The 21,403-nt window shown below is 61.3% G+C and carries 24 protein-coding genes and 3 pseudogenes; 13 read left to right on the forward strand and 14 right to left on the reverse strand.

The window, feature by feature from the left end; all coding sequences use genetic code 11:
* The first annotated feature begins 48 nt into the window (after positions 1 to 48).
* Positions 49 to 2,388 (forward strand): glucose/quinate/shikimate family membrane-bound PQQ-dependent dehydrogenase, encoded by a 2,340-nt coding sequence (locus FHX09_RS12320; RefSeq protein WP_184450037.1) that lies wholly within the window; start codon positions 49 to 51, stop codon positions 2,386 to 2,388.
* Positions 2,389 to 2,505: 117 nt separating this feature from the next.
* A complete protein-coding gene (locus tag FHX09_RS12325; protein WP_132592124.1) occupies positions 2,506 to 2,964 on the forward strand; it encodes a hypothetical protein in 459 nt (152 codons plus the stop codon).
* A gap of 72 nt (positions 2,965 to 3,036) precedes the next feature.
* Here the strand turns inward: FHX09_RS12325 and bla are convergent, their stop codons facing one another.
* From bla to dmeR, 3 genes are all read right to left on the reverse strand, one after another.
* On the reverse strand, positions 3,037 to 3,927 hold the full coding sequence (bla, locus tag FHX09_RS12330) for a class A beta-lactamase (protein WP_184450038.1): 891 nt from the start codon (positions 3,925 to 3,927) through the stop codon (positions 3,037 to 3,039).
* Positions 3,928 to 3,993: 66 nt separating this feature from the next.
* A complete protein-coding gene (gene dmeF, locus FHX09_RS12335; protein WP_132592128.1) occupies positions 3,994 to 4,986 on the reverse strand; it encodes a CDF family Co(II)/Ni(II) efflux transporter DmeF in 993 nt (330 codons plus the stop codon).
* Positions 4,987 to 5,010: 24 nt separating this feature from the next.
* Entirely contained in the window at positions 5,011 to 5,283 is a 273-nt protein-coding gene (dmeR, locus tag FHX09_RS12340; protein WP_184450041.1) for a Ni(II)/Co(II)-sensing transcriptional repressor DmeR, read from the reverse strand.
* 352 nt (positions 5,284 to 5,635) lie between these two features.
* Here dmeR and FHX09_RS12345 point away from each other — a divergent pair, with 352 nt between their 5' ends.
* Positions 5,636 to 6,130, forward strand: coding sequence for a GNAT family N-acetyltransferase (locus tag FHX09_RS12345; RefSeq protein WP_132592130.1), 495 nt, complete (start codon positions 5,636 to 5,638; stop codon positions 6,128 to 6,130).
* Between the two features lie 40 nt (positions 6,131 to 6,170).
* Positions 6,171 to 6,749 carry a type 1 glutamine amidotransferase family protein gene (locus tag FHX09_RS12350; protein WP_007791956.1) on the forward strand — a complete coding sequence of 193 codons (579 nt, stop codon included), beginning with the start codon at positions 6,171 to 6,173 and terminating at the stop codon, positions 6,747 to 6,749.
* A 19-nt stretch (positions 6,750 to 6,768) separates the two neighbouring features.
* Here the strand turns inward: FHX09_RS12350 and FHX09_RS12355 are convergent, their stop codons facing one another.
* The 4 genes from FHX09_RS12355 to FHX09_RS12370 form a co-directional block, all read right to left on the reverse strand.
* Complete coding sequence (locus FHX09_RS12355; protein ID WP_007791959.1) at positions 6,769 to 7,734, reverse strand: hypothetical protein; 966 nt, start codon at positions 7,732 to 7,734, stop codon at positions 6,769 to 6,771.
* 132 nt (positions 7,735 to 7,866) lie between these two features.
* On the reverse strand, positions 7,867 to 8,784 hold the full coding sequence (locus FHX09_RS12360) for a cytochrome c (protein ID WP_184450043.1): 918 nt from the start codon (positions 8,782 to 8,784) through the stop codon (positions 7,867 to 7,869).
* Between the two features lie 97 nt (positions 8,785 to 8,881).
* On the reverse strand, positions 8,882 to 9,331 hold the full coding sequence (locus FHX09_RS12365) for a cytochrome c (RefSeq protein WP_132592136.1): 450 nt from the start codon (positions 9,329 to 9,331) through the stop codon (positions 8,882 to 8,884).
* 147 nt (positions 9,332 to 9,478) lie between these two features.
* A complete protein-coding gene (locus tag FHX09_RS12370) occupies positions 9,479 to 10,117 on the reverse strand; it encodes a LysE family translocator (protein ID WP_132592138.1) in 639 nt (212 codons plus the stop codon).
* Positions 10,118 to 10,244: 127 nt separating this feature from the next.
* Between FHX09_RS12370 and FHX09_RS12375 the strand changes: the two genes are divergently transcribed.
* Entirely contained in the window at positions 10,245 to 10,946 is a 702-nt protein-coding gene (locus FHX09_RS12375; RefSeq protein ID WP_132592140.1) for a YafY family protein, read from the forward strand.
* Positions 10,947 to 11,006: 60 nt separating this feature from the next.
* Here the strand turns inward: FHX09_RS12375 and FHX09_RS12380 are convergent, their stop codons facing one another.
* Positions 11,007 to 11,786, reverse strand: coding sequence for an SDR family oxidoreductase (locus FHX09_RS12380; protein ID WP_132592142.1), 780 nt, complete (start codon positions 11,784 to 11,786; stop codon positions 11,007 to 11,009).
* Between the two features lie 169 nt (positions 11,787 to 11,955).
* On the opposite strand from FHX09_RS12380, the gene FHX09_RS12385 reads away from it, so the two are divergent.
* Positions 11,956 to 12,864, forward strand: a complete 909-nt coding sequence (locus FHX09_RS12385; protein WP_132592144.1) for an AraC family transcriptional regulator — start codon at positions 11,956 to 11,958, stop codon at positions 12,862 to 12,864.
* Between the two features lie 29 nt (positions 12,865 to 12,893).
* On the opposite strand, the pseudogene FHX09_RS29795 reads toward FHX09_RS12385, so the two are convergent.
* From FHX09_RS29795 to FHX09_RS12400, 4 genes and pseudogenes are all read right to left on the reverse strand, one after another.
* A pseudogene (locus tag FHX09_RS29795) lies at positions 12,894 to 13,206 on the reverse strand (hypothetical protein).
* Between the two features lie 31 nt (positions 13,207 to 13,237).
* Positions 13,238 to 14,032, reverse strand: a complete 795-nt coding sequence (gene xth, locus FHX09_RS12390) for an exodeoxyribonuclease III (protein WP_132592186.1) — start codon at positions 14,030 to 14,032, stop codon at positions 13,238 to 13,240.
* 329 nt (positions 14,033 to 14,361) lie between these two features.
* A pseudogene (locus tag FHX09_RS12395) lies at positions 14,362 to 14,955 on the reverse strand (metallophosphoesterase); the annotation flags it as partial.
* Positions 14,956 to 15,061: 106 nt separating this feature from the next.
* On the reverse strand, positions 15,062 to 15,664 hold the full coding sequence (locus FHX09_RS12400; RefSeq protein WP_132592146.1) for a superoxide dismutase: 603 nt from the start codon (positions 15,662 to 15,664) through the stop codon (positions 15,062 to 15,064).
* 200 nt (positions 15,665 to 15,864) lie between these two features.
* Between FHX09_RS12400 and FHX09_RS12405 the strand changes: the two genes are divergently transcribed.
* The 6 genes from FHX09_RS12405 (at position 15,865) to FHX09_RS12420 (ending at position 19,913) form a co-directional block, all read left to right on the forward strand.
* Entirely contained in the window at positions 15,865 to 16,194 is a 330-nt protein-coding gene (locus FHX09_RS12405; RefSeq protein ID WP_007791840.1) for a hypothetical protein, read from the forward strand.
* 110 nt (positions 16,195 to 16,304) lie between these two features.
* On the forward strand, positions 16,305 to 16,925 hold the full coding sequence (locus FHX09_RS29800) for a hypothetical protein (protein ID WP_245505507.1): 621 nt from the start codon (positions 16,305 to 16,307) through the stop codon (positions 16,923 to 16,925).
* Between the two features lie 30 nt (positions 16,926 to 16,955).
* Positions 16,956 to 17,084, forward strand: a complete 129-nt coding sequence (locus FHX09_RS30325) for a hypothetical protein (protein WP_281040979.1) — start codon at positions 16,956 to 16,958, stop codon at positions 17,082 to 17,084.
* A 77-nt stretch (positions 17,085 to 17,161) separates the two neighbouring features.
* A complete protein-coding gene (locus FHX09_RS29805) occupies positions 17,162 to 17,710 on the forward strand; it encodes a hypothetical protein (protein WP_246699422.1) in 549 nt (182 codons plus the stop codon).
* 104 nt (positions 17,711 to 17,814) lie between these two features.
* The gene (locus FHX09_RS12415; RefSeq protein WP_132592148.1) at positions 17,815 to 19,116 is read left to right on the forward strand and encodes a hypothetical protein; all 1,302 of its coding nucleotides are present in this window, start codon (positions 17,815 to 17,817) and stop codon (positions 19,114 to 19,116) included.
* Positions 19,113 to 19,913: an ATP-dependent Clp protease proteolytic subunit gene (locus FHX09_RS12420; RefSeq protein ID WP_132592150.1), complete on the forward strand. Its 801-nt coding sequence runs from the start codon at positions 19,113 to 19,115 to the stop codon at positions 19,911 to 19,913. The genes FHX09_RS12415 and FHX09_RS12420 overlap by 4 nt, the downstream gene beginning before the upstream one ends.
* 10 nt (positions 19,914 to 19,923) lie before the next feature.
* On the opposite strand, the pseudogene FHX09_RS12425 reads toward FHX09_RS12420, so the two are convergent.
* Positions 19,924 to 20,226: pseudogene (locus FHX09_RS12425) on the reverse strand (HIT family protein); the annotation flags it as partial.
* Between the two features lie 156 nt (positions 20,227 to 20,382).
* Between FHX09_RS12425 and FHX09_RS12430 the strand changes: the two are divergent.
* Positions 20,383 to 20,826: an SRPBCC family protein gene (locus FHX09_RS12430; protein ID WP_184450045.1), complete on the forward strand. Its 444-nt coding sequence runs from the start codon at positions 20,383 to 20,385 to the stop codon at positions 20,824 to 20,826.
* A gap of 187 nt (positions 20,827 to 21,013) precedes the next feature.
* On the opposite strand, the gene FHX09_RS12435 is transcribed toward FHX09_RS12430, so the two are convergent.
* Positions 21,014 to 21,358 (reverse strand): nuclear transport factor 2 family protein, encoded by a 345-nt coding sequence (locus tag FHX09_RS12435; protein WP_132592154.1) that lies wholly within the window; start codon positions 21,356 to 21,358, stop codon positions 21,014 to 21,016.
* Positions 21,359 to 21,403 lie beyond the last annotated feature (45 nt).

Here is a 21,403-nt window from a genome sequence, read left to right on the forward strand (position 1 = left end):
TTTCGCGCTCTGATCGCACCCGGCTAACATCAGCGGGAGTCTTCCCAGATGGCAATCATCATTACTTCCATATTTTTCATCCTGATTGGCCTTGCGCTCGGCGGCGGCGGTCTTTGGCTCGTCATGCTCGGCGGCAGCTTCTTTTATCTCTTCGCAGGCGCCATCTTCCTGCTGACCGCTATCCTGCTTCTATTGCGCAGGGCAGCCGCGTTGTGGGTCTATGCGGCGCTGATCGCCGTGGCCTTGGTATGGGCGATCTGGGAAGTCGGCCTCGACTGGTGGCAGCTTGGGCCGCGCGGCGGGTTGATCATTCTTCTCGGCCTCTGGTTGTTAACACCCTGGATCCGCCGCCCGCTCGGCTTTCTCAGCCCGACCGGGATCTCCTATGGGGCAAACCCCTGGCCGCTCGCCATACCGGTTGTGATTGCGTTCGCGATCGCCGGCTATTCGATGACCACGGATCCACACCGGATCACGGGCAATCTGCCGACCGAGGCCGTAACTAGCCCCGCGGCTTTCGGCGGTGTTGTGCCCAATGAAGAGTGGCATCAATACGGCCGCACACCCTTCGGCCAACGTTACTCGCCGCTCGACCAGATCAACGTCAGCAACGTCAAGGATCTCAAGGAGGTCTGGCGCTACCAGACCGGTGATGTGAAGCGACCCGAGGATGTCGGCGAAACGACCTATCAGGTGACGCCGCTGAAAGTCGGCGACACGCTGTACCTCTGCACGCCGCACAACTGGGCAATCGCGCTCGACGCCAAGACTGGCAAGGAGAAATGGCAGTACGATTCCAACTCCGGCATGAACCCGAACCGCCAACACCAGACCTGCCGCGGCGTCACCTATTATCGCGACACGGCCGCAGCCCCCGGCGCTGCCTGCGCCGAGCGCGTGTTTCTGCCGACCTCCGATGCCAGGCTGATTGCGCTCGATGCCGCAAATGGCCAGATCTGCGCGAGCTTTGCTGAAGATGGCGTGCTGCATCTTGAAAAAGGCATGCAGTACAATCCGGCCGGCTACTACTACGCGACGTCGCCGCCGGTCGCGGTCGCCGGCAAGCTGATCGTCGGCGGCGCCGTCAACGACAACTATTCCACAAAGGAGCAGTCCGGCGTTATCCGCGCATACGACATCAATACCGGCGCACTCATCTGGAACTGGGATTCCGGCAATCCCGATGTCACCACGCCGATCGCCGAAGGCCAGACCTATACCACCAACTCTCCGAACAGTTGGTCCGTCTTCAGTGTCGATAACGGTCTCGGCATGGTCTACATACCGCTCGGCAACCAAGTGCCCGACCAGCTCGGCATGAATCGCAGCGCCCATGTCGAGAAATACTCCTCCTCGATCGTCGCACTCGACATCGCCACCGGGCAAGTGAAATGGGTGCAGCAGTTCGTGCACCACGACCTGTGGGACATGGACGTCCCCGCCCAGCCCGTGCTCTTCGACATGACAAAATCCGATGGAACGTCCGTACCGGCGCTCGTTGCCCCGACCAAGCAGGGCGACATCTACGTGCTCGACAGGCGCACTGGCGGGGCGATCATCCCGTTCAAGGAGATACCCGCCCCGGGCGGCGCGATCCCTGAAGACCATACGGCGCCGACGCAGCCGATCTCGGACCTCACCTTCTCGCCGCCGCCGCTTCAGGAGAGGGATATGTGGGGGATTTCGCTGTTCGATCAGCTCGCCTGCCGTATCCAGTTCCATCGCTATAAATACGAAGGCCGCTATACGCCGCCGTCACTACAGGGATCGATCATCTATCCCGGCAATTTCGGCACCTTCAACTGGGGTAGTGTTGCGGTGGATCCCGAGCGGCAGATCATGTTCGGCATGCCGACCTATCTTGCCTTTACCTCGCGGCTGGTTCCCGCCGCTGATATCCCGCCGAAGGGGCAGGATGAAAAAGGCAGTGAACAGGGCCTCAACCGCAACGAGGGCGCGCCCTATGGCGTCTTCATGGGACCGTTCCTCGGACCGCTGAAGATCCCTTGCCAGGCACCACCATGGGGCTATGTCGCAGGTGTGGATCTGCGTACAGGAAAGATTGCCTACAAGCGCAGGAACGGCACCGTCTACGATATGACGCCGCTGCCGTTGCCCTTCAAGGTTGGCGTACCGGGCATCGGCGGCCCGATCCTGACGAGAGGCGGCGTTGCCTTCCTCGGGGCCGCCGTCGACAACTTTCTGCGCGCCTATGATGTGACCAATGGCGACCAGCTCTGGCAAGCCCGCCTGCCGGCCGGCGGCCAGGCGACACCGATGACCTATACCACCAGTGACAACAAGCAGTTCGTCGTCATGGTCGCCGGCGGACACGGCTCGATCGGCACCAAGCCCGGCGACTATGTGATCGGCTACGCCCTACCCTGAAGCTTCCGAAACCTGCCGGATGGCCGCCGCTGACGACGCCAACCCAAGCCAGCCGACACAAGCTCCGGGCATGTCTGGCGCACCATTCTCCCACCCATTGTTTCAGGGAGAATTTTCATGAAGATCGGCAGCAACATTTCCAGTACCTATGGATTGACCAACCTCTTCGGCCAATCCGGCCAGCGCAGCAAGCAACAGTCCGGCGATACCGAGGTGAGCGTTCGCCAGAGCGGCACAGCACTTCAGCCAAGCAGCACGCCGACGTCGATTTCCAGTACGATGTGGGCTTTGCAGAGCAGCGGCACCACTAGCATGGATGGCACCGAGGATCCCGCGAAAGCGCGCCATGAGGCTGTTGCCTCGGAGTTCACGGACCTCGCCAACATGACGCCGGCGGAGCGCATCCGCGCGCAGATCCTCGAGCGGCTCGGGCTCACCGAAGACGACCTGAAGGCCATGCCACCAGAAGAGCGCGAGGCGATCGAAAAGCAGATCTCGGACGAGCTGAAGCGGCAGTTGACCGGCGACGACGACAGCAAGGAAAAGTCGAGCGTCGACGAAATTGTCAGCGTCTGAGACCTCAGAAATTGATTCAGATCGATGCGACGGAGATTCACGTTTCCATCGCATCTCTTTGACACGACAGTCTTATCCGACCATGTCGGCCACGATCTTTCCGACCTCGGCGAAGATGGGGTTGATCTCTGACGCCGGCACCTTGGCCTGCGTCACGTAAGCGGCAACCAGGATCGCGCCATGACCGGGCGGCCAGGCAATCGCGATATCGGCAGCACTGCCGTTGTTGCCGGTGCCGGTCTTGTCCCCGATCTTCCATGCATCCGGCAGGCCCGCGCGCAGACGTGCGCCGCCTGTCGTATTCGCCACCATCCATTCGACCAGCTTGTCACGCGACGGTTCCGACAGGGCCGAGCCCAGCGTCAGGTTGCCGAGCGTGTCGACCATCGAATCGGGGGTGGTCGTATCCTGCGGATCGCCGTCCTTGGCTTCGTTGAGCGCCGTTTCCCATCGGTCGAGTCGCGTCGACCGATCGCCCAGCGTGCGCAGCCATTTGGTGAGCTCAGCGGGGCCGCCGAAGCTTTCCAGCAGCAGGTTGCCGGCCGTATTGTCGGAGAGCGTGATCGCCGCCTCGCAGAGTTCACTGAGGCTCATGCCCTCGCCGCCGACGTGCTTTTCCGTCTCCGGCGAGTAGGTGACGAGCTTGTCCTGGTCGTAGACGACGCGTCGCTCGAGAGTCTCCTGCCCCTTGTCGACGCGCGCCAGCACCAGCCCTGCGGCCAGCACCTTGAACGTACTGCAGAGCGGAAAGCGCTCGGTCTCGCGATAGCCGAATGAAATGTTGGTCTCGGTGTCGATGGCGGAGACACCGATGCGACCGCCGATCGCTTTTTCGAGCGCTTCCATCCGCCGGTTGATTTCATCATCGCTGTCTTCCGACCGCGCAATGCGCGGCAGGAACAGGGCGGATGAAAGCAGTGCCGAGCCAAGTAGCGTCCGGCGGCGGATCGAAAAGCCACGCATGAAAATTCCTCTGCCTGAACAAACGGACACAGCGCTAGAGACTGATTGTGGCCCGGATGAGTCGCGTCAAGCGGCCGCCGACTGCGTTACCTCGACGGTAACGTGCGAGAGGCCGGCAACGGGTTCGAGCTTTGCCTTGTAGAAGGCAGGGCTTTCCGGCTGCGGCGTCACGAGAGCAACGATCGCGGCGTGATGGCCGGGTCCGACCTGCCAGACATGAAGATCGGTGATCCGCTCGCCGCCCGTTTCCAGCGCCGAACGAATCTCGCGCTGCAGAGCCGCCTCCCGCGGTACGACATCGAGCAGCACGCGGCCTGAAGACTTCATCAGGCCCCAGGACCATTGGGCAATGATCAGGCCGCCGACGATACCCATCAGCGGGTCGAGCCAGAGCCAGCCATAAAGACTGCCGAGCAGCAGTGCGGCAATGGCGAGCACCGATGTCAGCGCATCGGCAATGACATGGACATAGGCAGCGCGCATATTGTTGTCGGAGGCATGCGCGGAACGAGCATGATCGCCAGGATGGGTATGATCAGCGTGGTCATGGTGATGGTGATGCTGGTGCTCGTGATGGTGGGAATGGCCGTGGCTGTGGCCATGATGGTCGTCCTTCAGGAGCCAGGCGCTCGCCAGATTGACCAGTAGGCCGACGACGGCGACGCCGATCGCCTGCGAAAAGCTGATCGGCACGGGATGCGTGATGCGCAGGAAGCTTTCCCAAGCCATCAGCAAGGCGATCAGCGCCAGGATGATGGCGCTGGCAAAGCCCGCGAGGTCGCCGAGCTTGCCGGTACCGAAGGTGAAGCGGGGATTGCGCGCCTGCCGGCGCGCATAGAGGTAGGCAACGGCGGAGATCAGCAGGGCGCTAGCGTGGGTCGACATGTGCCAGCCATCAGCGACGAGAGCCATCGAGCCGTAGTAGGTTCCGGCGCCGATCTCGACCACCATCATGACGGCGGTGAGCGCAATGACGAACCAGACACGACGGGCGTTGCGGTCGTGATCGGCGCCCAGGAAAACGTGGTCGTGCTCGAGTCTTTCGGTCTGTGCGTTCATCGCACGCTCCTCATGTCGGTTGTGTCAGCGAATGTAGGTCCGCAGGACTTCGGATAATTCTTCGACGGCTTCCATGCGGGCCTTCTCATCGGCGGCGTGCAGCACATGCTCATGCAGATGATCGTCCAGCACCTCGCCGGTCAGGCCGTTCAGGGCGCCGCGGATCGAGGCAAGCAGTTGCAAGATCTCTCCGCAGGGCCGCTCGGCCCCCAGCGCGCGCTCGACAGCCTCCAGCTGGCCCTTCAGACGGCTGACGCGGGCCATCAGCTTTTTCTTCTGATGCGTGGTGTGGGACATGAGGTTTTCCATTTAGTATAGGGGGTTACCCTATATTAATATGAAGCTGATGAAAAGTAGCAATGGCGCTGGCGCTACCGGTTTCCGATGCCGCCGGCGAAGCGATCGATGGCGGCTGCGCCGAAGGCCGCTGCGCGCTTGCCGGCGCCCGCGCGTAAATCCCATTGACAAACGGCGCGTTCTGGACAATCTATCGACGCATGATCAAGAACGCGCACATCACCAGCACGTATTTTTGGCTGTACCTGTAAGGGCGGCCGGACAGATCATATTGTCAACAAGCCGCCGTCAGGCGGCTTTGTTGTATCGGCAGCGTCCTGACGGCAGAACACCACACAAGGACGCGAAGACCATGGTTGAAATCGAAGACAGCGAAATCTCAATGATCCGCCCGCCGGTGATCAATATCCGTGCGGCTAAGCCGCGCGACCTCCCCGAACTCAGCGAAATGATTACCCTGCTCGCCCAACATCATGGGGATGCTTCCGCCTCGAGCCCAGAGCAACTCGAACGTGACCTTTTCGGCCCGGTGCCGTGGATCAACGCGCTCGTTGCCGAGACCGACGAAGGCCTGATCGGCTACGCCATTCTCGTCCCGCTCTACAGGGCGCAGGATGGTGCGCGCGGCATGGATTTGCATCATCTCTTTGTGCGTGACGGTCATCGCGGCCACGGCGTCGGGCAGCACCTCGTCAACCGCGCCCGCGACACAGCACGCAGCGCCGGCTGCGGCTACCTCTCGGTCAGCGCCGCCACGGGCAACGTGCAGGCGCATCGCTTCTACGAGAATATGGACTTCGTGCCTCGCCCGGTCACCGGCATGCGCTATATGCAGGCTTTGGCATGAGCGGCGGTGGCCGCCGCGGACATTCGGCAGGGAGAAACCGATGACCCGACTTGCAATCGTGCTCACCAACGGATTCGCCGACTGGGAGGTCGGGCAACTGACGGCCTCCGCACGTTCCTACTTCGGCTTCGACGTAGTGATCGCAACGCCCGATGGCTCGGAAGTGCGCTCGATGGGGGGCATGCGCGTCGCGGCCGATACCGTCGCGGAAAACCTGCATGCCAGTGCCTTCGACGGCCTCGTGCTCTGCGGCGGGACGATCTGGGAAACGGAAAAGGCGCCCGACCTGAGAACCGTCATCTACGACTTCCTTGCCCACGGCAAACTCGTCGCCGGGATATGTGGCGCAACTCTGGCGCTTGCTCGTGCCGGAGCTCTGAATGCCACCGACCACACCAGCAATGCCGCCGATTTCATCGCCGGTGTGCCCGGGTACACCGGACACGCCCGTTACAAGGACAGCCCGCAGGCCGTGCGCGCTGGAAAACTGGTGACGGCGCCGGGATCGGCGCCGATGACCTTTGCCGCCGAAATCTACCGCGCGCTCGGACATGCCGGCGACGAACTGGACCAATACGTCCTGATGTTCGGCGCCGAGCATCAGCCGAAAGCCGCGTGAACGACGCTACTGCCTTAGCTCATCGAAGCACCGGCTCGCCGTGGAAACGGCGGCGCGACGGCTTGGAAACGCCGAAGCCCACCTCCATCATCAGGCGCGGCTTGGTCTTGGCGACCGTTCCCATATGAAAGCCGAAGGGATCCTCCACGAAGCCGAAGCCTGCTGCGCCGGTCAGCGTCGTCACGCTCTCCTTTCCATAGAAATCCAGGATTTCATTCGCGGGGTGGCCGACCAGGAGGGTCAATTGGTGCTTGATACGCCGCTTGTTGTGGCTGCCCCTGACATAGACATGCGGGCCGGCGCCTTCGTCGACGTCGACGAGATAGAAGAAGAACTTCAGCATTCGCCAGTCGTCGAGATCGAAGTGATACTTGTCCAGCGACGCCAGGCTGCGATCGGCCTCGCTGGCCCTCGTCGGAAAACTCCACCAGATGCGGGTGGTAATGAGGCGGGCTTGGGCGCCGAGATAGCAGCGCGCGATCTCCGACAGTACAGGATCACGCTGGACGGTACGAACCGCCGGGCAATCAAGCGCCCGTTCGAAGTGGTGGCCGCTCAGGATCGATCGTCCCCATTGCTGCTCTGCGTCGCGATGATCCGACGCCAGGAACTCGATCTTCCGATCGAAATTGCCGAAGCACGGTGTGGCGCTTGCAAAGCTTGCGATTTCACTGGTGATCGCCTGAGGTAGCGTCAGGTCGGGAAATATCCCGTCGCGCCTGAGCGCCGCGACGGCATCTGCATGATCCACGCCCTTGAAGAGCGTCGGCAGATTCTCGATCGCGCCATTGCTGCGTCGTGCAGTCAGCCAATGCGCCTTGCGCGCCGGTATGGTGCGCGCCAGCAGGAACATCGGCAGCCAGGCAGGATTTTCACGGATGTCGGCCATGTAGGTCGGTATCCGCACCGCCATGCGCCGCAATTTGCCGCCCTTGCGGGCGACAGACTCGAGATCATCTGCAGGGTTGGCCGACGTGCTGTGCATGCAGCTGTCCTTTCGGAAGACGTGGATGGGCGTCGTTCGGAAAGCGAACCTCGGAAGGGTTCGCCACAGGGCGTTCAGTGTGCACGACCCAGTGGAGTGCTGCAATGCGGCATTTTTGAGATATTGCTAATATTAGCGGTTCGGGACTGCCTTCAAGTAGGCTGCGATCGCCTCGAGCTCCGGTTTCGGCAGATGGGCGAGGTTGCGCTGCACCTCGGCCATCGAACCGCCGGCCGTATCGAAGTCGGGCGTGAAGCCGGTTTCCAGATAGTTGGCGATATCCTCCTGGCTCCATGAGCCGACGGTCTTCGAGCCCGGCGTGATATCAGGGATCCTGCCCTGACCTTCCGGGTTTGGCGCACCCGCCAGCCATCTGTCTGCCTCGAACCCGCCGAATTGATCGCGCGGCGTGTGGCACTCGCCGCAATGGCCGGCGCCTTCGACCAGATATTGCCCGCGCTTGACCTTGTCGTCGACCTTGGCCGCAAGTGCGACACGCGGCTCATTGCTGAAGTACAGGAACTTCCAGCCACCCAGCGCCAGACGCATATTGTAAGGAAACGGCAATTCGTGCGGTGGGGAAACGTTGCCGCTCTTCGGCAGCGTCTTCAGATAGCCGAAGAGATCGTTGACGTCATTGTCGCTCATCCTGGCATAGGAATTGTACGGAAAGGACGGGTAGAGATGCCCGCCGTTTTTAGCAACGCCGCGCCTCATGGCATTGCCGAACTCGGCCAGCGTCCATGTCCCGATACCAGCCTTCTCGTCAGGCGAGATGTTGGGCACGTGGAAGATGCCGAAAGGGCTCTTCAGCGCCAGACCGCCTGACAGCGTGAGCTTGGCGTCCCCCTCCGATCCCGGCGCAGCGTGGCAACTGACGCAACCGCCCGTCCAGAAGACCATTTCACCGTTCTTCAAATCGGGTTCACCAAGGTTGGCCCAGTGACTTTCAGGAAGCGCGTTCGGCGCGGTGATGAAATAGAAAACCGCTCCGCCAATGACGAACACTCCGACGAGACAGAGTAAAAACCGGACGAACCTGCGGACCATTCACCGCTCCTGTTGCCAATAATCTTGTCGAAAACATAAAACGATCCGCACCAGCGGCAAGGCTGCTGCGGATCGTTTGACTGAAATGCCAGGATCGTTAGTCGGTCTTTATGCGGAATTTCTCGTGACAGCCGCCGCAATTGGCGCCAAGCGTCTTCATTGCGGCGCCGACAGCGGCTGGGTCGGGCGGAAGCTGCGCGAGGACCTTGCTGGCATCCGCCGAAAGCTTCGCCGCACGGGCCTTGAAGTCCGCAGGATCTTCCCAGATCTTCGGGCTTGCCGCCTTGTCCCCCTGTTCGGTGCCAGGCTTGAACTGATCCGGGAATACCTTCGCGGTCTCCGAGATCGTCGTCAGGGAAGCCTTGACCACCTCTGCGTCGTAGGGCTTTTCGCCCTTGGCGATCGCCACCATGGCGCCCGCCGCGCCGCCAACTTTCTTCATCAGCGCGGAGCGCGCGTCGTGCGTGCCTTCCTCCGCTGCAATGGCAACGCCTACGACCCCCAGACCGGCGACGAGCACTGCCGCGGCTATAGCTTTCAGTCTCATGTCTCCACTCCTCTTTGATAGCAACGTCCGCGAAGCCCGGCGCTTCGGCAGACGGGCGGCATCATGGCAAATTTTTTCGCCTCAAAAAGTAACAAGTGGGTGAGATTTCAGGAAAATCGGAGTTCTAAATCGTTTCGTATTCGCGCTTCATGCCGCGGCGCGCCAGCCGTGCCACGCCGTGAGGATCGAAACGGCGATCAGGAGCGCACCGGCGATCCGCCCGACGAGGATTGTCGTCTTCGGATTGGACACCAGTATCGTGCGGCTTCGCGCCGCCGTCAGCGCCAGGGTGCCATAGACAGCGGCCTGGGTCGCCATGGTCATGAAGCCCATGACGAGACCCTGTGCCCAGATTGGCCCGTAGACCGGCTTCAGAAACTGCGGATAGACCGCGATCATGAACAGATACGCCTTGGGGTTCATCAAGCAGGTTGCGGCACCCTGGCGAAAAGCCCGCCAGCCCGAGCGCAGGCCGCCGGGCCCGACGCTATCGACGGTGATCGAGCTGCGCATCAGCGTGTAGCCGATCCAGGCCATGTAGGCTGCACCGGCAAAAAGCAGCGGGTTGAACAGCATCGGCAAGAGGACGGCGAGCACGCCGACCCCGATCGCGCCATAGAGCGAGTGCACCGCCCCGCCTGCCATGATGCCGGCGGTCGCAGCGATGCCCGTGCGCCTGCCGCCGGTCAGCGAATTGGCCAGCACGAACAGCATATCCATGCCCGGGACGATGATGATGCCGAAGAGAAGCGTGAAGTAGAGCCAGAGATTTTCGCTGTAAGTCATGTCAGTTGCCCGCTATCCAATTCAAGGTCGATTTCCGGGACCTTGTTGATTTTCAATTCGATAGGAGTGCTATACGACGGCCCAACTGACAGTGTATTGTCAGGAGCCTAGGCCGAAGGAGGCGAAAATGCGCAAGGCCTCACGGCTTTTCGAGATCATCCAGATCCTGCGATTGGCGAGCAGGCCGATGACGGCGGCGGCCATGGCGGAAACGCTCGAGGTGACGGTGCGCTCGATCTATCGCGATATCGCCGCCCTGCAGGCGATGCGCGTCCCGATCGAGGGCGGCCGCGGTATCGGCTACATCATGCGGCCGGGCTTCGACCTGCCGCCGCTAATGTTCTCGGTCGAGGAAATGGAGGCGATCGTGTTGTCGCTGGCGCTGCTCGAGCGCACCGGCGACGAGGAGCTGAAACGGGCGGCCAAGAGCGTCAACCAGAAGATCGCTGGGGCCGTGCCGGCGCTGCTGCGTCAGGCGATGGAACGAAAAGCGCTCTATGCCTGGGGATCGGTTGCCCAATCTCCGGCCGGACTCGATCTTGGTCTGGTTCGCCGCGCCATACGCGACGAGCAGAAGCTGATGCTCGACTACCGCGACGAACTCGGCCGCGCGACGGAACGTAGGATCCAGCCGATTGCGCTCATCTACTACTCGCAAACCGCAAACATTGTCGCCTGGTGCGAGCTGCGCCAGGCGATCCGCAATTTCCGCAGCGACCGTGTCGAGCATTGCGAGACGGCCGACGCCTATTTCCGAGGCGACGGCGACCGGTTGCGGCAACTGTGGACGAGCGGATGGACGAACCCGCCGGCAGCCGCGACCGCCTAGAGCGGGATGCCGAAAAGTGTAAGCGGTTTTCGGCATCCCGCTCTAGCTCCTTGATGTAGATCAGAGGTATGTGCCACCGGAAACTTCGATGCGCTGCCCGTTAACCCAGCGGTTGTCGTCGGAAAGCAGCGAGGCAATCATCGGGCCGACATCGTCGGGCACGCCGGCACGTCCGAGCGCCGTCGCATCGGCGACCATCTTGTTATAGGTCGGATTGTCGCGCACCATGCCACCGCTGAAGTCGGTGGCAATCGCGCCGGGAGCAACGGTATTGGCCGTGATGCCGCGCGGGCCGAGTTCTTTGGCGAGGTAACGGGTGAAGACCTCAACCGCCCCCTTCATCGACGCATAGGCGGAGATACCAGGCACAGCGAAGCGAGCAAGGCCGCTCGAGACGTTGATGATGCGGCCGCCATCCGCCATCAGCGGCAAGAGCTTCTGTGTCAGGAAGTAGACGCCCTTCAGGTGCACATTGACGAGCTCGTCGAAGGCCTCTTCCGTCGTTTCGGCAATCGCTGCGTGATAGCTGTTGCCGGCATTATTGACGAGGTAGTCGAACTGAGACCGTCCAAGACCTTGCAAGGCATCCTTCGCCTTGCCCACGAAGGCCTCGAAGTCTGGGACGCGACCGGTGTCCAATTGCAGAGCGATGACCTCGGTACCGAGCGCCTTGATTTCCAGAACAGCGGCCTCCGCTTCTGCCCGATTTGCTCGGTAGGTAAAGATGACGTTGACACCACGACGGGCGAGGTTGATCGCCGTGTTGCGGCCAAGCCCACGGCTGCCGCCAGTGACGACGGCAACCTTGGATACTGAATTTGCTTGCGTTTCGTTCGGCATGATCTCTTCCTTTGCTGGAGTTGATGCCCTTACGGTACGCCTGCCAGGGGCTGTTGTTGAATGCCGAAACTCTCGAATTTCTTGCCTAATCCTCCAAGCTTCTTGCGGACTAGGCGGCACGGCGCATATCTTCAGTTGCCGCCGAGGAATGACCGAGGAGACCCTGGCAATGTTGGATACTCTGAAGCTAGCAATCCAGACCTACATCGACAGAACTGCCGGTGACGCCGATGGGCGCTTCGAGACCCCGCTCCCGGCGCTTTCTGTGTCGCGCGTCACCCATCCTGTCATGCCGAACCACATGATCTACCGGCCGACGATCTGCGTCGTCGTCCAGGGTGCGAAGGAGATCATGGTCGGCGACCGGGTCTTCGAATACGGCGAGATGCAGTCGCTCATCGTCACCTTCGAGGTGCCCGCCCTCGGACAGATCACCAAGGCCAGCAAGGAAGCACCGTATATCGGCCTGAACATCGATTTCGATGTGACGATCATGCGCGAGGTGATGGCGGCGATGGAGCAGCCGCCGCGCCCGGTTGGCGACGGCGCAGCCGGTGTTTTCGTGCAGAATTTCGACGGGGTGCTGGCCGACTGCGTACTGAGGCTCGTGCGCCTTGCCGAAACGCCGAAGGCAATTCCTGTGCTCTATCCGGCGATCATGCGGGAGATCTGCTACTGGTTGCTGACGGGGCCGAATGCGGGCCAGGTCAGCAAGCTTGCGCTGCCCGGCAGCCATATCAGGCGCATGACCGATGCCATCCACCTGCTGCGCGAAAACTTCGCCGCGCCGGTGCGCATCGAGCAGCTTGCATCCGTCGCACACATGAGCCCCTCCTCCTTCCACCAGCATTTCAAGCAGATGACGGCAATGACGCCGCTGCAGTACCAGAAGAACATGCGACTGCTGGAAGCACGGCGGCTGATGGTGTCGGACGGCGCCAGCGTTGCAACTGCTGCCTATCAGGTCGGCTATGAAAGCGCCTCGCAGTTCAGCCGCGAATATTCGCGAATGTTCGGCACGCCGCCGAAGCGCGACGCGATGGAGCGGAAGGAGTTGCCGATGGTCACGGCGGCCTAGACGGGCGAACCTACAGCAACTCCTTGCCTCTAGCGGAGAACGAGAATCCTATCGGCGTGTGCTTCGTCGCACTCAGGCTTCAAACTCTTCGTCCAGACCGGCGCGTCGGGCCTCTGCCGATCCAAACTTTCGCGATAGCGGACGCAACCTCGCAGCAACTTCGGCCAAGGCGGGACAGCAATGTCAGGATTGAGCTTTTCCGGCAGCATGTCCCAGAGTTGCGAATGGTGCCAGCAAAGGTTGTGACCTGTGGCATCCCGGTGTTCTCTGATTCGCGCCGCGAAAGCGCTTCACTTCCGCGATCAATACATTGCGCGACATAGCATCGAGGTCGGCATCCAGCTTCCGCTCCTTCCGGATTCATCGCTCGTATTCATTCGTTATTCTCTGATAGAGGGATCTCGAGTTCGATCATCACGGGAGCGTGGTCGCTTGTGTGTTCCCAACTCCTCGGCTTTCTGCGCACGCTCGCCGACCTCAGCCACGGGGCAACCGTCGGGCTGAGCAGTAAGTGATCGATCCGAAGACCGGCGTCGCGCTCGAACGAGTTTCGCCAGTACTTCCAGAAGGTATAGATGCGCTCGTTCGGATGCAGATGTCTTATGGCGTCGGTCCAGCCCTGTGCGACGAGGTCGGCATAGGCTTTGCGGACTTCCGGCCGGAAGAGGGCGTCATCCAGCCATCGCTCCGGCTTGTAGACGTCCATATCCGTCGGCATCACGTTGAAATCGCCGGCGAGGAGAGCAGGAATGTCGAGCTCGTGCAGTTCGGCGGCATATTCATGGAGCCGTCGGAACCAGCGGAGCTTGTAGTCGAATCTCGGCCCGGGTGCAGGATTTCCGTTCGGAAGATAGAGGCATCCAATGAGGATACCGTCGATGGCCGCCTCGATGTAGCGGCTGTGCGTGTCATCGGGATCGCCGGGAAGACCGCGCCGCGTCAGGATCGGCGTCGAGCCCTTCGAAAGGATCGCGACGCCGTTCCAGCTCTTCTGTCCGTGCCAGATCGCGCCGTAGCCGGCCCGCTCGAGTGCGCCGCGTGGAAACCGGGCATCCTCGGTTTTCAGCTCCTGCAGGCAAACGACGTCAGGCTTATCCTCCTTCAGCCAGCGAAGAAGGAGTTCCAGGCGTCCGTTCACGCCGTTGACGTTGTAGGTCGCGATCTTCAAGAGCCGAAACACGCTTCGATGAGTTTCGATCGAAGGGAAATGGACGTCACCTGATAAAGTTCAAGGAACTTCCGAGACGTTAGGGGCTTGAAAGAGCGATTGGATTCTCCCGTTGTGGGCCGGTTGGCCATTTACAGCCAATGTTACTGTAACGTTCTTCCGGCTAGCCGACTTTTGCTCAAGGCTGCCCCGCGGATTTGTAGATCAACGGGTCTTAGATCGAGGCAATGGGAGCAGCAGCCATGCAACTCACGAAACGCTGAGGCACGCGCGATTGCCAAGGAAGCCTATATCTACGGCTTCCCGATGGTCGACAGCTACCGCGTCCAATAGACCGGGTAATGGTTCATGACGATGACGCGCTCGCCTGCGGCGCCGGCGTCCTTGATCTGCTCGGAAAGCCAGGCGAACTGCTCGTCGCTCGGCATGGCATTCCAGTCCTGCGCGTTGATGGCGCCGGCACCCCTGAGCGCTGCGAGCCGCTGGGCGGCTATCTCCCGATACGGATGCCCAAGCGGCGGCGCAAAGGTGCTCACCTCGTTGCCGTTCAGAACAATGAACCGCCAGCCCTGCCTGATGAAGCTGTAATAGGGCGACGCCAGGCCGACCCGGCTGGCGACATCGGCCAACCGATCGGCTACGACGGAAAAATCGTGATTGCCGAGCAGGAAGAAATTCTGGTGCTTCAGGCTATCGTAGATCGGGAGGATGTCGTCGAAGCTCTTGAAATCGCGGTCGATGATGTCGCCGAGCGTGATAACGAAACTCAGATCCTCCCCATTGAAAACCTCGATCGCCTCCGACAGCCTGGCGAGGCTCCTGGCATAGTGGCGGTTCATCCCAAGATGCGGCGCCCTCGCTGCGTATTGCGGATCTGCGACGACGCCGAAGCGGAGAATGGGGAGATCGGAAAAGGATGTCATGGCAGCGCTTTAGGCATGCGGCATGACAGGTTTGTGACGGTCGTCGGAACGAAAACACCCGGCGTTTCGAGACGCCGGGTGCCGACATCTTGTTCTTGCGAACTGCTTACTTGGCGGCGGCTTCGTAGCGCTCCAGGACGTAATCCCAGTTGATCAGGCTGTCGACGAAGGCTTCGAGGTACTTCGGACGCGCGTTGCGGTAGTCGATGTAATAGGAGTGTTCCCATACGTCGACGCCGAGGATCGGGGTTGCGCCGTGCACGAGCGGGTTTTCACCGTTCGGGGTCTTGGAGATTTCGAGCTTGCCGTTCTTGATGGAAACCCATGCCCAGCCGGAGCCGAACTGCGTCGTGCCGGCAGCGATGAAATCAGCCTTGAACTTGTCGTAGCCGCCGAGATCGGAATTGATCGCAGCTTCGAGCTTGCTCGGCAGCTTGTTGCCGCCGCCGCCCTTCTTCATCCACTTCCAGAAGTGGACGTGGTTGTAATGCTGGGCAGCATTGTTGAAGAGGCCGGCATTGGTGCCGAACGACTTCTTCACGACCTCTTCGAGGGAGAGATCGGAAAGACCTGCCTCAGCCGCGAGCTTGTTGCCGTTGTCGACATAGGCCTTGTGGTGCTTGTCATGATGGAATTCCAGGGTTTCCTTCGACATGAAGGGCTGAAGCGCTTCGTAGTCATAGGGAAGTTCGGGCAATTCAAAAGCCATTGCGGGTCTCCTTTGGCAATAGTTTGCGTAATCGGCAGGTGAGGCGGAACATAGGAGCGCAAGCATGGAGAGGCAACCGGCGAAATATCAAAAAAGACGGCCGGAGAGGAAAAATTGCCTCCACCAAGGACTTGGCTTTCCAGCCCTAAATCGCTGATCATGGGCGTCTTTCACAACAGCAGGAAGACGAGGCTTTTCATATGCAGAGGAATAAAATCCGCTTTTGCACACTTGCCATCGTGATCGCTGCAGCGGGAGCGGCTCGCGCCTCCTCGGGCGATGCCTGGCAGGAGTTCGCGACCGAGGTCGAAGGCAAGTGCAAGCAGGCGGCGCGCGCCTCGATCGAGTTTCCGCATGCCGTCGTTGATCCGTTCGGCAGCGAACACTTTGGCATCGCTCTGGTGACCGGCAAGCCGAAGGGTGCGAACGGCTTCGTCAGCTATTTCTGCGTCTACGACAAACAGACGAAAGAGGTAGAGCTGGGCAGCGAACTGGAAGCTGATGACATCCGGATTCTGCCCGAGGAATAAGGTGGTCAGTCGCTGTTGCGCAAACGACACAGGTTCGCCCGTCAAACCTGTTGCCCGCGGGATACCGACCCGCATCGATAACCGATCAGTGTCCAGCGACCGAAGAGCCGTTGCGCTACGCCATCCCTGACGTCAACGACTTCGCCGCCTTCGGCTCGGCGCTGGAGGAAAACCAGCGGACGTCGGAAGACCTGCTGTCAAGCCTCTCATCGCTGCAGGAGCGCGTTTCCTCGCTGCTCGGTACGCACAGCCAGTCGCTGAATGAGGCCGGTGCGCTCCGCGCCGAATGCGCGCGCATCAGCTCGCTTCTCGATTGTGAAAGCAACGCGCGCCGGAAGGCGGACCAGGACAACGTTCGCCTGACCGCCGAAAACAAGGATTTTCGCGCCGACAACACGCAGCTTCGCTCCGAAATCGAAGCATTCCGCGATGAGCTGACGAAACGTCAAGGCATTCATCAGGTCACCCGCGAGGAATTCACGATCATCGAAAACCGGCTGCTCGACGCCGAACGTGAGCTGACGGATCGTGCCATCCAGTTCGACGAGGCCTCGACGCTGCTGAAACGCGCCCAGACGGAGCTCGACCAGCGCAGCCGCGAACTCTCGGCCACGCGTGAGAAACTCGACAACGAGGCGACGGCGCACCAGCTGCTGATCGAAACTCGCGTCGCGAGAACGGCATCCAGACACGCCAGATGGCCCGCCTCAACGAGGAACGCAGCCATCTGAAGTCCCAGCCTCACCGAGCAGGAAGCGCAGGTGCGCAACCTGCAGATGGCCGTTGCCAACCTGAAACAGGACCTCTCCTTCTTCGAGGAACGGCACAAGCGGCTCGAGGTCGAGCATGAGCCCTGCAGGCATCCTCGGCGCTGGAGATCGCGCGCCTGACGACGAAGCACGAAGCGATCGGCTCCAAGGCCGAACTCGTCGAGAAGCTCCTCATCACCGCGAATGGCCGCAACAAGATGACGGACGAGGACCTGCAGGCGGCACGCGCTGATCTCAAGCGCATCAAATCGGAACTCGCCACCTCCCTCTCCCGCTCGGAGCGCCTTGCCGTGGAACTGCAGCGGGCGCGCACGAGCGGCGCCGAGAGCGAAGCAGCCCGCCGCGAACTCGCCACGCAGACCAACGAGCTGACGCGGAAGCTGCGTGAAGCCGAGAGCCTGCGCGTGCGCCGCGACCGGGATGCCGATGCGCTGCGTCGCGATATCGACACGCGCATGGATTCCGATCGCTACGAAATCGGTCAGCTACGCACCAGCCTGGAGATCGCCAAGTCCGAAATCCGGCAGCTTCGCGCCGAGCGCGCCATCCTGACCGGCCAGCTTGACGTCGCACGCAGCGAACGGGTGGGCGGCGCGTCACGGGCGGCTGACCCCGATGAACGCGACGAGGCCCGCATGCCGGCCGCCAGCTTCTCGCCGATGATAGACATCTCCGAAAAGTCGCTGCGCGTGACCGGTGGGGCGGCTTTCGAAGCCGAAGCGACCCACAGTGCGCCGGCCGAATAAGCGGCCGAACGAGATCAGGTTTGGCGCCGTCGGCCTGCCCGGTGCCAAGCCTTGCTTTTGCCTGTATTGTAGTGGTTTCTTAAGGGACTAGCCCGGAGGGGACCATGGCGCTCGGCACATCGCATCGCTTGCAGGACGGCGTCGAAGCTGTCGAGACCATGACCCGTTTCGCGTTCGCGATCCTGGCGCTCGCCTCCGGCGTCTACACATATCTCGGCGTGCGAAGCATCCTCGACGGATCGGCAACCGCTGTATTCTTCGCAGCCCTCATCTATTCCAGCGCCGTTTCGGTGGCGATCTACGCCTTCTGGACCTACATGGCCCGCTTCTATCCGCATGTGACCGGGACAGCCGGACGCGCGGCAATGCTTGGGGTCATGGCGCTCGGCTGCGCGATGATCATCGCCATGTCGAGCTGGCTGAACGCGGCGGCGCTCGCCGGTTCGGCCGCACTCGAGCAGCATCTCGCGGAAACGCTCGAGGACTACACGGCTGACCTCGATCAGGCACACCAGAATGCGCTCGCCGCACAGAGCCTGCTTCCCGACATCCAGCGCACGCAGGAACGTTTCCAGCGCCTTGCCGACCAGGAGCGGGAGACGGGCGCGCTGACCGGAACGACCGGGGCCGGCAGCGTCGTCCAGCTTCTGTCGCAGATGGCCTCGCAGCTGACCGAGCTGGAAAACGGCATCAACGCCTCGCGCGAGCGCGTGACGACGCTGTTCGACGAGGGTAGAAAGCATCTCGAGACCATGCGCACGCTGGTTTCCGCGCCGGGTGCGATCAACCCGCGCGCCGATCAATTCTCGGCCGAGGTCGTTGGGCTCTCCGGTGTGATCACCTCGCTAGAGCAGACCTCGATCGCGCCCTCGGTCAAGCGCGCGGCGGAAGACCTGTCGCTCGGCTTCATCGCGCCGGTGGCGGATGGACGCCAGGCGGATCTAGCCACAAGGCAGGACCAGGTCATGGAGACGATCCGATCCTCGGTCGCAGCGCAATCCAAGGTCCTGTCGCAGGCGGCCGACCAGATCCTCGAGCGCAAGCCGGTGGCCGAGCGGCGGTTCGTGCCGCTCTCCTCTGCCGAAGCCGTGCTGCGCTATGCCGGTGATTTCATCCCGAGCTGGGCCGGCGCCATCTCGATCGACATCCTGCCGGCGGTGCTGATCTTCATGCTGTCGATCGTTCATTCGACGCTCCGCCGTCAGGAACAGCGCCTGCCCTTCGCCGAACGCATCACTGCGGCCGAACTCCTGCAAGCGCTGGAGGTACAACGCGAGGTCCGGCGGCACGGCGTTGACATCGAAGCCGCCATGGATGCAGCGGAGCGCACCGAAGCGGCCGATCAGTCGAACATTGCGAGCTTCGATCTTTCCGGCAAGGGACCCCGCAAAGGGCCGCCGGCATGAGACTGGAAACGGCGGGGCAAAGGCTGAAGGATTATCTGCTCTCCGCCGATGACGGCACGCTGATGCGACATGCGTTCCACACCCTGCTCGCGACGGCCGCAATCTTCGTTGTCGTCGACTGGCATGAAATCGGCTCCACCAACGCCAACATGCCTGCCTACGACCCTATGATACCGGGCGCCTTGCCCATACTTCCACCGGCGCTCACCGAAGGCAAGCCACAGGCCGCCCCGGTTGAGATGACGACCGACCCTGAGTTACTGAAAAAGCCGATCCGCTTCGAGTTGCAGGCGGGCGGCGTACTGCTCGCACAAGGCACGATCGAACCGGGCGCGGCCACACGTTTCGACGCCGAGATCAAGGCCCGTGGCGAGTATGTCAAAACAGTCTCGCTCGACTCGCCGGGCGGATCGATCGGCGACGCGATCGCCATCTCCACGCTCATCCGCGAACGCAAGATCGCGACTACCGTCGCCGAGGGGGCGCTTTGTGTCTCCTCCTGTCCGATCGTTATGGCGGGCGGTGTCGTGCGCACGGCGGAGAAGGATGCCATTATCGGCGTGCATCAGGTCTTCAATGGCACCGGAGAAAGGCTTTCGGCCGAACGCGCCATGTCGGAGGTGCAGCGCACCACGGCTGATGTCACCCACCATCTCGACCATATGGGAATCAAGCCCGACCTCTGGATCCACGCCATGGAGACGCCGCCCGACAGGCTCTATTATCTTTCGCCCGATGAAATGAAGGAATTCGCACTCGTTGCGCCCCCTACCGCGGTAGTCAAGAAGGCGAAATAGGCGATCAGTCTTAGGCCCAAGGCGCGTCGCGATCTGTCGGATCGCTGGTCGCGGACATCCAACCTTGCGAAAGTTGGATAGCACGGCTTAAGAGATTGATGGCCTCATCCACCGAAGGGCCTTTGATTGGCGGCGGCTCTCTTCGTTCACAAAACTCGCGCCAGACGAACAGCGTCATTTCCGCCCCATCGGTGGGCGTCTCGCCCGGTCCGTCCGCAAAGGTTTCGAGCAGCCGGTAGCGATCGTCGCTCCAGAAAAGCTCCTCAACCCACGCATATATCGGGATGACATGGAAATGGATCGGATAGCCCGGCTTGGGCAAGGATGGGGAACACATTGCGTGGTCCAGCTGGAAACAGCAGAATGATCGACATAGGCTGAGACCGGATATTTCAATCTCATTGTCGGATTGACAAAACCTGGTTCGTCCTAGGAGCACTCTCAGTGTTCTATCCAAAGGAGGATCATCATGCCGAACACGATACACCTTCACCGGGTCCTGGCTGCCAGTCCCGAGAAAGTCTATCGCGCATTCCTGGAGGCGGATGCGCTGGCCAAATGGCTTCCGCCAAATGGGTTTGTCTGCACGGTACATCATTTGGAGCCATCGCTCGGCGGAACGCATAGAATGTCCTTCCGGAACTTCACGACCGGAGGAAGCCATTCTTTTGGCGGCAACTATCTCGAACTGGTGCCGGGCGAGAAGCTTCGTTACACGGACAAATTCGACGACCCCAACTTGCCTGGTGAAATGGAGGTCACCGTGACATTGAAGAAAGTCTCGGTGGGAACTGAACTCAATGTCGTCCAAGCGGGCGTCCCGGACGAGATACCCCCAGAGGCTTGCTATCTCGGTTGGCAGGAATCGCTCCGTAATCTGGCAAGGCTCGTTGAGCCGGAAATCAACGAATAAGTCTCAGAACCTGCGCGGATTAGAGAACGGCCGCTCGATCGTTATGAGAGCAAAGGCGGGAACTTCGGCCTGACGAGGCGCGTCGGCCCGCGGTCGTAGCTGACGCCGCCGGTCCGCGGCCAAATGACCGCTTTGCGTCACCTTCCGGACATCAGAGGTATTTGGAAGAACTGGTTGCAGAAATGTTCTAGACATTGCGGCCGAAATAGACGTCCACCGAGGCGATCCGGTCGCCCCTGAAGCGCAGGACTTCCATGTTGCGGAACGCTCCGCCGTCATGCTTTTCGGCCCTGTATCGGACGACCACCTCGTCATCCACGATCTTGAGATACTCGATCTCCATGGCGCGAAACGGCGGTGGTTCGGGCCAGCAACGGTTGAAATACGCGATGCGATCGATGTGATCGTCACGCGGGCTGCAGAAGGTGAAGTCCTCCGTCAGCATCGTGCCCGCGTCATCCTTGCGCCCGTCGATATAGGCTTCGTAGAGGCTGCGAACGACCCGCTCGCGTCGTGAGCCATCACCTGCCATTGCACCGGTCCCTTTTCTTTAATTCCGATTGCAATATGCAATCAG

Origin of the sequence: Rhizobium sp. BK538, assembly GCF_014197575.1 — a bacterium.
In the GTDB taxonomy this organism is placed as follows: domain Bacteria; phylum Pseudomonadota; class Alphaproteobacteria; order Rhizobiales; family Rhizobiaceae; genus Rhizobium.